Below are 9,363 nucleotides of genomic sequence, written 5' to 3' on the forward strand. Positions count from 1 at the left end.
TTAGATGGCACTGGTTAAGCTCAATCTCACTGATTTTCGAAATATTAAACAGGCATCCATACAACCGGGTGCCGGTGTGAATATTATTCTTGGTGAGAATGGCAGTGGTAAATCGAGTGTACTCGAAGCGATCCATTACTTAGGGTTAGGACGCTCTTTTCGTACCCACTTAACCAGTCGCGTTGTGCAACATGGTGAGAAGGATTTCACTTTATTCTCACAATGTCAGCAATTATTAAACGATGTACAGATCACTACTATCGGTTTAAAGAAATCAAAAAATAGTGATACTGAATTAAAAATTGCAGGGCTAAAAGCCGAACGATTGGCTGAGTTACCCGGTATATTACCGTTACAATTAATTCATCCAGAAAGTTTTACCTTACTTTCAAGTGGGCCTAAATTACGCCGACAATTTGTTGATTGGGGGGTGTTCCACGTGGAACCTGAATTTTTCGCGACGTGGGCAAAATTAACGCGATTATTAAAACAGCGTAATGCTATTCTAAAATCAGGCAAGCGTTATGCGGAATTAGCATATTGGGATAAGGAGTTTGCAGTCCAAGGGACTATTATTGCGCAGATGCGCAGTCGTTACCTTGAACAGCTTAATCCGATAATTAAATCTGCCTTGGCAGACTTCTTACCCGAATATGACTTTGATATTCGCTACCATCCTGGATGGGATAGTGATATTGAGTTAGCCGAATTGTTAAAACAAAATTTTATGCGCGATCAGCAGCTAGGTTATACTAGCCTTGGTCCGCAAAAAGCGGATATCCGAATTAGAGCGAACGGAGTACCGGCACACGATATTTTATCGAGAGGTCAATTGAAATTGGCCGTGTGCGCAATGCGATTAAGTCAGGGACTTTTTTTAAGTCAGCATAGCAACAAGCGATGCACTTTTTTAATCGATGACTTTTCTTCAGAGCTGGACGTCAGTAAACGGAAGTTGCTGGCGCAGTATTTGATTGAAAGTAAGGCTCAAGTATTTGTTACGGCTATTGAGAAAAGCCAAGTAGCAGCTCTCTTAACGGAAAGTTGTAAAATGTTCCACGTGGAACATGGCAAATTAACTGAATTTTAAATATAAAGGCGCGAGAGCTCACTATGTCTGAAAATAATTACGACTCTTCAAGTATTAAAGTACTGAAAGGCTTGGACGCGGTGCGTAAGCGCCCCGGTATGTATATTGGCGATACGGATGATGGTTCAGGTTTACACCATATGGTGTTTGAGGTTGTTGATAACTCTATCGATGAAGCTTTAGCTGGCCACTGTACTGATGTCGTTGTAAAGATACACGAAGATGGTTCTGTATCGGTAAGTGATGACGGTCGTGGTATTCCAGTTGATATTCATGAAGAAGAGGGTGTATCTGCTGCTGAAGTTATTTTAACTGTATTGCATGCCGGTGGTAAATTCGATGATAACTCGTATAAAGTATCAGGCGGACTACACGGTGTTGGTGTTTCTGTTGTAAATGCATTATCAGAAAAATTAGAACTGACAGTACAGCGTAGCGGTAAAATTCATCACCAAGTATACAAGCATGGTGTGCCACAGGCACCTATTGCTGTTATAGGTGATGTAGATACAACGGGTACTGAATTACGTTTTTGGCCAAGCCATGAAACGTTCACTAATACACTGTTTCATTATGACATCTTAGCTAAACGCTTACGTGAGTTATCTTTCTTAAACTCTGGCGTTTCAATTAGATTAATTGATGAGCGTGAAGATGGTAAGTCTGATCACTTTGTTTATGAAGGTGGCATTAAAGCATTTGTTGACTATTTGAATGTCAACAAAACCCTCATTAACAAAGATTCTTTCTATTTCTCTACAGAACGTGAAGACGGTATTACCGTTGAAGTGGCGATGCAATGGAATGATGGTTTCCAAGAAGGCGTATATTGCTTTACTAACAATATTCCACAAAAAGATGGTGGTACGCATTTAGCTGGTTTCCGTGGTGCATTAACACGTACACTAAACAACTACATGGAAAAAGAAGGCTTTCTGAAAAAGGCGAAAGCGACATCTGCATCGGGTGATGATGCTCGTGAAGGTTTGACTGCAGTTATTTCAGTGAAAGTACCTGATCCTAAGTTCTCTTCGCAAACTAAAGATAAACTAGTTTCTTCAGAAGTTAAATCTGCTGTAGAACAAGCTATGGGTGAGAAGTTAGCAGAATACTTACTCGAGAATCCAAAAGAAGCATCAACAGTAATAATGAAAATTATAGATGCATCACGCGCACGTGAAGCGGCACGTAAAGCGCGTGAAATGACACGTCGTAAAGGCGCGTTAGATTTAGCTGGTTTACCGGGTAAGTTAGCGGATTGCCAAGAAAAAGATCCGGCACTTTCTGAACTCTATATTGTGGAAGGTGACTCTGCTGGCGGTTCAGCTAAGCAGGGACGTAACCGTAAAAACCAAGCAATCCTACCGTTGAAAGGTAAGATCTTAAACGTAGAAAAAGCGCGTTTTGATAAAATGTTATCTTCACAAGAAGTTGCCACGCTTATTACAGCAATGGGTTGTGGTATCGGCCGTGATGAATACGATCCAGATAAAACACGTTATCATCAAATCATTATCATGACCGATGCCGACGTGGATGGTTCACACATCCGTACGTTATTATTGACCTTCTTCTTCCGTCAAATGCCGGAACTGATTGAACGTGGTTATATTTATATTGCTCAGCCACCGCTTTATAAAATGAAGAAAGGTAAACAAGAACGTTACATTAAAGATGATGCGGACTTAACCCAATACCTAACAACGATCGCGTTAGATGGTGCTGGTTTATTTGTTAACCCTGATGCGCCTGCAATTAAAGGTGCTGCGTTAGAAGAATTAGTCAATGGCTACCGTAAAATTGAAGCTTTAATGGCTAAATTAAACCGTAGCTTACCAAAAGTATTTACTAACGAAATGATTTATCAAGCGCCACTGACTGCTGAAATGCTTGCTGATGAAGCGTCAACAAAAGCATGGGCTGATGAAATTGTTGCTACGTTAACAGCGAAGGAAGTGACTGGTACTTTATATTCTGCTCGTATTGCTAAAGATGAAGAGACTCAGTTATTCAATCCGATATTCTCTGTTCGTCAGCATGGTCTTGATACTGACTATGATTTTACAACTGCATTCTTTAATTCTAAAGAATATGCGCTGCTTACTGGTTTAGGTATTGCGAATTTAGTTGAAGACGGTGCTTACGTTAAACGTGGTGAAAAGAGTCGTGAAGTAACTGACTTTGTTGAAGCATTGAATTGGTTAATGGCTGAATCAAAACGTGGCAGTTACATCCAACGCTATAAAGGTCTAGGTGAAATGAACCCGAGCCAGCTATGGGAAACAACCATGGATCCTGAAACGCGTCGTATGCTACAAGTACGCATTGAAGATGCTGTTGCTGCCGATCAACTGTTCACGACCTTAATGGGTGACCATGTTGAACCGCGTCGTGAATTCATTGAAGAAAATGCACTGAAAGTAGCTAACTTAGATTTCTAATTTGGCTAGCAATAATACATTTTTATAATAATAAAAAAGGAGCCTAACGGCTCCTTTTTTGTATCTGCAGATTTATTAGGAACTACAATTATCACACGAACGTTATAATCGATTACGCTGTCGCAGTACTGATAACTATCATTTCAGCATAAGCTTTCTGTACTTCTTCGGCAATGATCACTATGCCTCTCTGTACCGCATCATCCGGTTGTGAGTAGTTCATTCGGATACACTCATGGGTATGACGCCATTCTTCGTCTAGACCAGGGAAGAAGTGATGACCTGATACAATGAGAACCCCACGGGCTTTCAAACGCTCATACAGCTCTTGGCTGCTGATAGGTAAGTCTTTAAACCATAACCATAAGAAGATTGCGCCTTCAGGTTTATGAATTCGGAAACGTTCATCGCTGATGTTTTGTTGTAACCAGTGTACAGCTTGCAGTGCTTTTGCATGGTAATAAGGTTTGATCACTTCTTCACTTAAACTAATGATGTCACCCGATTCCACAAGATTTTGCGCAAGCATTGGCCCTAAGCTTCCGGGGGCTAAATTAATAATACCACTTAGATTAGAGATAGCTGAAATAACTTCCTCATTACCGATCACGATACCGCAGCGCGTACCGGGTAAACCGAGTTTAGATAGACTCATACACAAGATGGTATTGTCGTTGTAAATCGGTTCTACCGGTTCAAAAATAATATTTGGAAACGGTGTACCGTAGGCATTGTCGATCAGTAGGGGAATATTGTGCTGTCTTGCTAAGGCATCCAAGCGCTGCATTTCTTCATCGGTTAATACATTACCAGTCGGATTGGTTGGACGTGACACACAGATTAAACCAATATCGTCGGTAATATGCAGATTGTCAAAATCCACATGGTATTTAAATAAACCGTCATCGAGTAATTCAATTTTCGGTTTTACTGTCTTAAAGAAATCATCACTGAGTGCAGTATCGGTATAACCGATATATTCTGGCGCTAACGGGAATAATACTTTCTTTTTCTTATTACCAGCGAAGTCACCAGCAAATAAGTTGAATAGGTAGAAGAAGGCATTTTGACTACCGTTAGTGAGGGCAATATTTTTATCGGTTAACTCCCAGCCATAAGTTTTATTTAATAATGCCGCAAGCGCTATGGTGAAACTGTTTTTTCCTTGTGGGCCATCATAATTAGACATGGCGGCCACGAGATCACCACTGCTTAATAATTGTTGTGCTTCACTGTTAAATAGCGCCAGCATTTCAGGGATTTGAGCGGGGTTACCACCACCGAGCATGATGACATCATCACCACTGCGGATGCCTTCATTTAAATCATGCATTAATTGCGTGATCCCTGAGAATTGAGTAAATCTTTGACCAAACAATGAGAATTCCATATCAGCACTTCTTGTAATTATTTAAAAGGTAAACAACCAACATAACGGAACTTGATGCGGTTGTCGATAGTACGATAGGGGCAAATTACCTTTTCTTACTGGTGGTGTTTCACGTGAAACAAAAGGGCTTTTACGGTTATTCCGCTAATGATGTTCCACGTGAAACATCATCAAAAAATTGTCTAACGGCGTGTGCTTATATAGCCAAAAGAACTGAATAACAAAGTCCTAATAACAAAAAAAATAGTCTACTCATTATGTATTTATTGTCTGCGATAGATAAGGTAAGGTTGAAGTCCAACATTACAATAATAGCCTTTAAAAAGGCAGAAAGAGTTTATTCCTATGCAAAGAAATTTGTTATCAGAACGTATTGAAACCCTAATAGATCATCTCTCTTATGGTATTTATGAACGTCGAGATGCTATAAGATTATGTTTATTAGCTGCATTGAGTGGTGAGAGTGTTTTTTTATTGGGTCCTCCTGGTATTGCGAAAAGTTTGATCGCCAAACGTATGATTGAGATTTTTGAAGACGAAAGTTACTTCGAGTATTTAATGACACGATTCTCGACACCTGAAGAGATCTTTGGCCCATTATCAATTAAAGCTTTAAAGGATGAAGGTAAATACCTGCGCTTAACCAAAGGTTACTTACCGGAAGCGGAAGTGGTATTTCTCGATGAGATCTGGAAAGCGGGGCCGGCAATCTTAAACACGTTATTGACCGTGATTAATGAGCGCACCTTCCATAACGGTATCGAACATCAAAAAGTCCCGATGCGGGTTATTGTTTCTGCATCCAATGAATTACCGAGTGCTGATTCCGGTTTAGAAGCCTTATACGATCGTATGTTATTGCGTTTATATTTAGAACCAATTCAAGAAAAACGTAATTTCAAAGCTATGTTAATTCAGAAACCATTACGCCAAGTAAACGATAACATCATCAAGGTCAGTAATGATGAGTTCGAACTGTGGCAGTACGAAATTAATCAAGTGCGCTTAAGTGAGCATTGTTTTGAAATTATCTATGAACTGAAATTATTTTTAGAGCAGCGTAATACCAGTGGCGATATGATCGAACAAGCTGTTTATGTTTCTGATCGACGCTGGAAAAAATCGATGCGTTTATTACAAGCCTGCGCCTATTTTAACGGTCGTGATGAAGTTACCGAAACCGATTTATTTATTCTCAAAGATTGTATTTGGCATGATTTAGAATCACGTGATGTGATTATTGAAGCCACACACCAATTTGCTAGCAAACGTTTTTGTGACCAAGATGAAGTAAACTTTGCGTTAGCAAGCATCAAAAGTAGATTGATTAAACTTGATAGTGAATTTATTGATCGTTTTGCCACTCGACTAACCTCTGACGTATTATTGACAAAGTTACGCTATAAATTAGATCGTGAATTTGTGCAAACCTCTAGTCTCAATGGTATTCCTGGGTTATGTAAAATTGCACTATTGGGTGAGTATGATGTATTAGAGCAGGGGTCACAAGAAGCTGCCAAATGGATACATGTTGGCTTGGATGATTTTCAAAAGCAGATCAAAACAGGTTCTTGTTTCGTGAAAGGTTATGTGAATGATCACCGCAATGATGTGTGGTTAAATTTTTCAGTTGATGCAAATCAACATTTACAAGTACAAAACTTTGCTAACAAGAGTATTCCTGTTGCCGTGATCACCTCTGATGCAGCATTGAGCATTGATGAAAACTGGTTACAACCGTTAGCGGAAATTGATAATGAGATCAATTTTATCGCTGATAAATTAGCGAAAAGCCAGCGTGAATTTAGTTTAACCAATCATAATATTTTTGTCAGTGCTGACTTTATGGATGATGTAGCAAGTAGTCTTGGTTCTTTATCTCTAGAGTTAAATAATTTAGTGCAGCATAAAACCTCGTTATTAAATCGTTTAAATGCGATTGCGCATTTGTTTGAACAGGGCTAGTTGTTATGGCTAATGCTTATAATCAAAGTTCGACTTCACCTGCGATGCGTCAGTTAGTTGATGATGCTTTGTTGGATATTACCGCTAATAACCGAGTAACCAGTGATATTAAACTGGCTTACATTAATGACTGGAAGCAGCAGGTAACGAGCTTATTAGCGGATATGCCATTACCATCAGGTTTGCGTAATGAGATCCATTTATGTGAAACAGCTAGATTATTGAGTCCGGCTAATTTTAGGAACAAAGTTGAAGGGATTCTTAATAAGATAAAAGCCGATTCCCCATTCTATGAGACGGGGATAACTATCTATCAGCAGAATAGAAGTATGCCCGATGATGTGTTCTTTGCCGTGTTTTTGGATAGCTGGCAACAAGCAATAGAATTGCTGCTATACCAAGAGCAAAGCCGTCTAATCGAAGAGCAGCGAGAGCTGCTACTGATCGAACTAGCTGAACGTGAAGAAACCATTGAGCAGTTAGAGGATGTACTTGATAGTGATTTATTATGTAATGGCGAACGTTTATGGGATTTAGCTAAAGGAAAGTTGACTCATCTAGATACTAAATTATTGCAACGTTATGCGACCAACTTACGTAAGAATAAAGAAGTGAAACAAATTGCTTCAGAACTTGGGCGCATGGCGCTGGCACATATCAATCCAGAAGAAACACCCAATAGTTATGAAACCTGGGTATTGGATAATAGTTATCAAGACAATATTCCGGATGACATGCAAGGGGTAACGTACAGTGATGAAATATCGCGAATGTTGCAAACTGAAGCGGTTAACCTGACGTATCCTGAACTTGAAATTATTTTTTATAAACGTTATGTAGAAAGGCGTTTATTAAGTTATCAATATCAAGGTGCACTGCAACAATATAAAAAATTAACGGAATATCGACATATCACCGACGCGAATGAGCAAACGGGGGGGCCTTTTATTATTTGTGTTGATAGCTCAACATCGATGCAAGGTTTTCCTGAGCTGACCGCTAAATCGATTTGTTATGCTTTACTGCAAGTGGCGTTTGAGCAACGCCGTCAATGTTACTTGATGATGTTCTCTAATGACGTGATCACGTTTCCGGTGACACAGAGTACCAGTCTATCAACGATGCTGATGTTCTTATCGTCAAGTTTTCGTGGTGGTAGCGATTTACAACCTGTGATTGAAAAGTCACTTGAACTGATGAATTCTGCACAATACAAAAATGCGGATACGCTAGTTATTTCTGATTTTATTGCCCAGAAGTTACCAACGCATGTGGCTGATAAAGTCAGGTCGATTAAGACGAAGCAAAATCGTTATCATGCTATTTCATTATCCTCACAAGGCAATCCGGAGTTAATGAAAATATTTGATCATGTTTGGCGTTATTCTGCCGGTTTGACGGGACGTTTGAAAAAAGTTAAATAAGCGATGTTCCACGTGAAACATAATTGCTTATGTATTATAGAGCAACGCTGAACCACTATTTATGTGTTATCAGTGTGGGAATAAAATTGATAATAAAAAGCCAGCATCAATGATACTGGCTTTTTTTATCATGCAATTTTAAATTAAGTGTTACTTCTGTAGAACAGAAATATCAGCTACATTTAAGAATTGGTTACGTAGGGTATTAAGCAATGTTAAGCGGTTAATTTTAAGCGCTTCATCATCAGCCATTACCATTACGTTGTCGAAGAATGTATCTACAACATCACGCAGTTCTGATAACTCAGTTAGTGCTTGTTGGTAATCACCAGCGGCAAATAATGGCGCTAGTAATTCAACTTTAGCAGCTACTGCAGCAGCTAATGCTTTTTCAGCATCTTCTTGAAGTAGTGAAGCATCAACAGTCGCGTTTAGTTCACCTTCAAATTTAGCCAGGATATTACCAACACGTTTGTTTGCTGCTGCTAGTGTTGCTGAAGCATCTAAACCACGGAAGTGATTTACCGCTTTAACACGCTTATCAAAGTCAGCAGGTTTAGTTGGACGACGAGCAAGTACTGCTTGAATAACATCAACGCTGATACCTGCATCTCTGTACCATGCAGGGAAACGACCAAGTACAAACGCAACAACATCCGTTGATACATTTTGGTTTGATAGTTTATCACCGAATAATGCTTTCGCAGTATCAACTAAATCAACAAGATCTAACGGTAAATCTTTTTCGATAATGATACGTAGTGTACCAATCGCAGCACGACGCAGTGCAAACGGGTCTTTATCACCTTTAGGGATTTGACCAATACCGAAGATACCAACTAGCGTATCAAGTTTGTCTGCAAGTGCTACTGAACAAGCAACCAATGATTCAGGTAGGCGATCACCAGCATAACGCGGCATGTACTGCTCGTTAAGTGCAACTGCCACTTCTTCTGCTTCACCGTCGTTGCGTGCATAGTGCAGGCCCATAACACCTAGACCGTCAGGGAATTCTACAACCATGTCTGACAATAATTCAGCTTTAGCTAATAG

The 9,363-nt window shown here is 39.6% G+C and carries 6 protein-coding genes; 4 read left to right on the forward strand and 2 right to left on the reverse strand.

What is annotated here, in order from left to right; translation table 11 throughout:
* Window positions 1–4: 4 nt before the first annotated feature.
* Window positions 5–1,090 (forward strand): DNA replication/repair protein RecF, encoded by a 1,086-nt coding sequence (recF, locus tag QNK26_RS12415; RefSeq protein WP_319223349.1) that lies wholly within the window; start codon window positions 5–7, stop codon window positions 1,088–1,090.
* A 23-nt stretch (window positions 1,091–1,113) separates the two neighbouring features.
* On the forward strand, window positions 1,114–3,531 hold the full coding sequence (gene gyrB, locus QNK26_RS12420) for a DNA topoisomerase (ATP-hydrolyzing) subunit B (RefSeq protein WP_319223350.1): 2,418 nt from the start codon (window positions 1,114–1,116) through the stop codon (window positions 3,529–3,531).
* A gap of 112 nt (window positions 3,532–3,643) precedes the next feature.
* On the opposite strand, the gene QNK26_RS12425 is transcribed toward gyrB, so the two are convergent.
* A complete protein-coding gene (locus tag QNK26_RS12425) occupies window positions 3,644–4,921 on the reverse strand; it encodes a valine--pyruvate transaminase (protein WP_319223352.1) in 1,278 nt (425 codons plus the stop codon).
* A gap of 345 nt (window positions 4,922–5,266) precedes the next feature.
* Between QNK26_RS12425 and QNK26_RS12430 the strand changes: the two genes are divergently transcribed.
* A complete protein-coding gene (locus QNK26_RS12430) occupies window positions 5,267–6,886 on the forward strand; it encodes an AAA family ATPase (protein ID WP_319223355.1) in 1,620 nt (539 codons plus the stop codon).
* A gap of 5 nt (window positions 6,887–6,891) precedes the next feature.
* Window positions 6,892–8,310: a hypothetical protein gene (locus QNK26_RS12435; protein ID WP_319223358.1), complete on the forward strand. Its 1,419-nt coding sequence runs from the start codon at window positions 6,892–6,894 to the stop codon at window positions 8,308–8,310.
* Window positions 8,311–8,460: 150 nt separating this feature from the next.
* Here QNK26_RS12435 and glyS read toward each other — a convergent pair.
* Window positions 8,461–9,363, reverse strand: a 903-nt coding sequence (glyS, locus tag QNK26_RS12440; RefSeq protein ID WP_319223360.1) for a glycine--tRNA ligase subunit beta, incomplete at its 5' end; no start/stop codon positions are given.

Source organism: Moritella sp., from assembly GCF_033791185.1.
GTDB lineage: Bacteria > Pseudomonadota > Gammaproteobacteria > Enterobacterales > Moritellaceae > Moritella.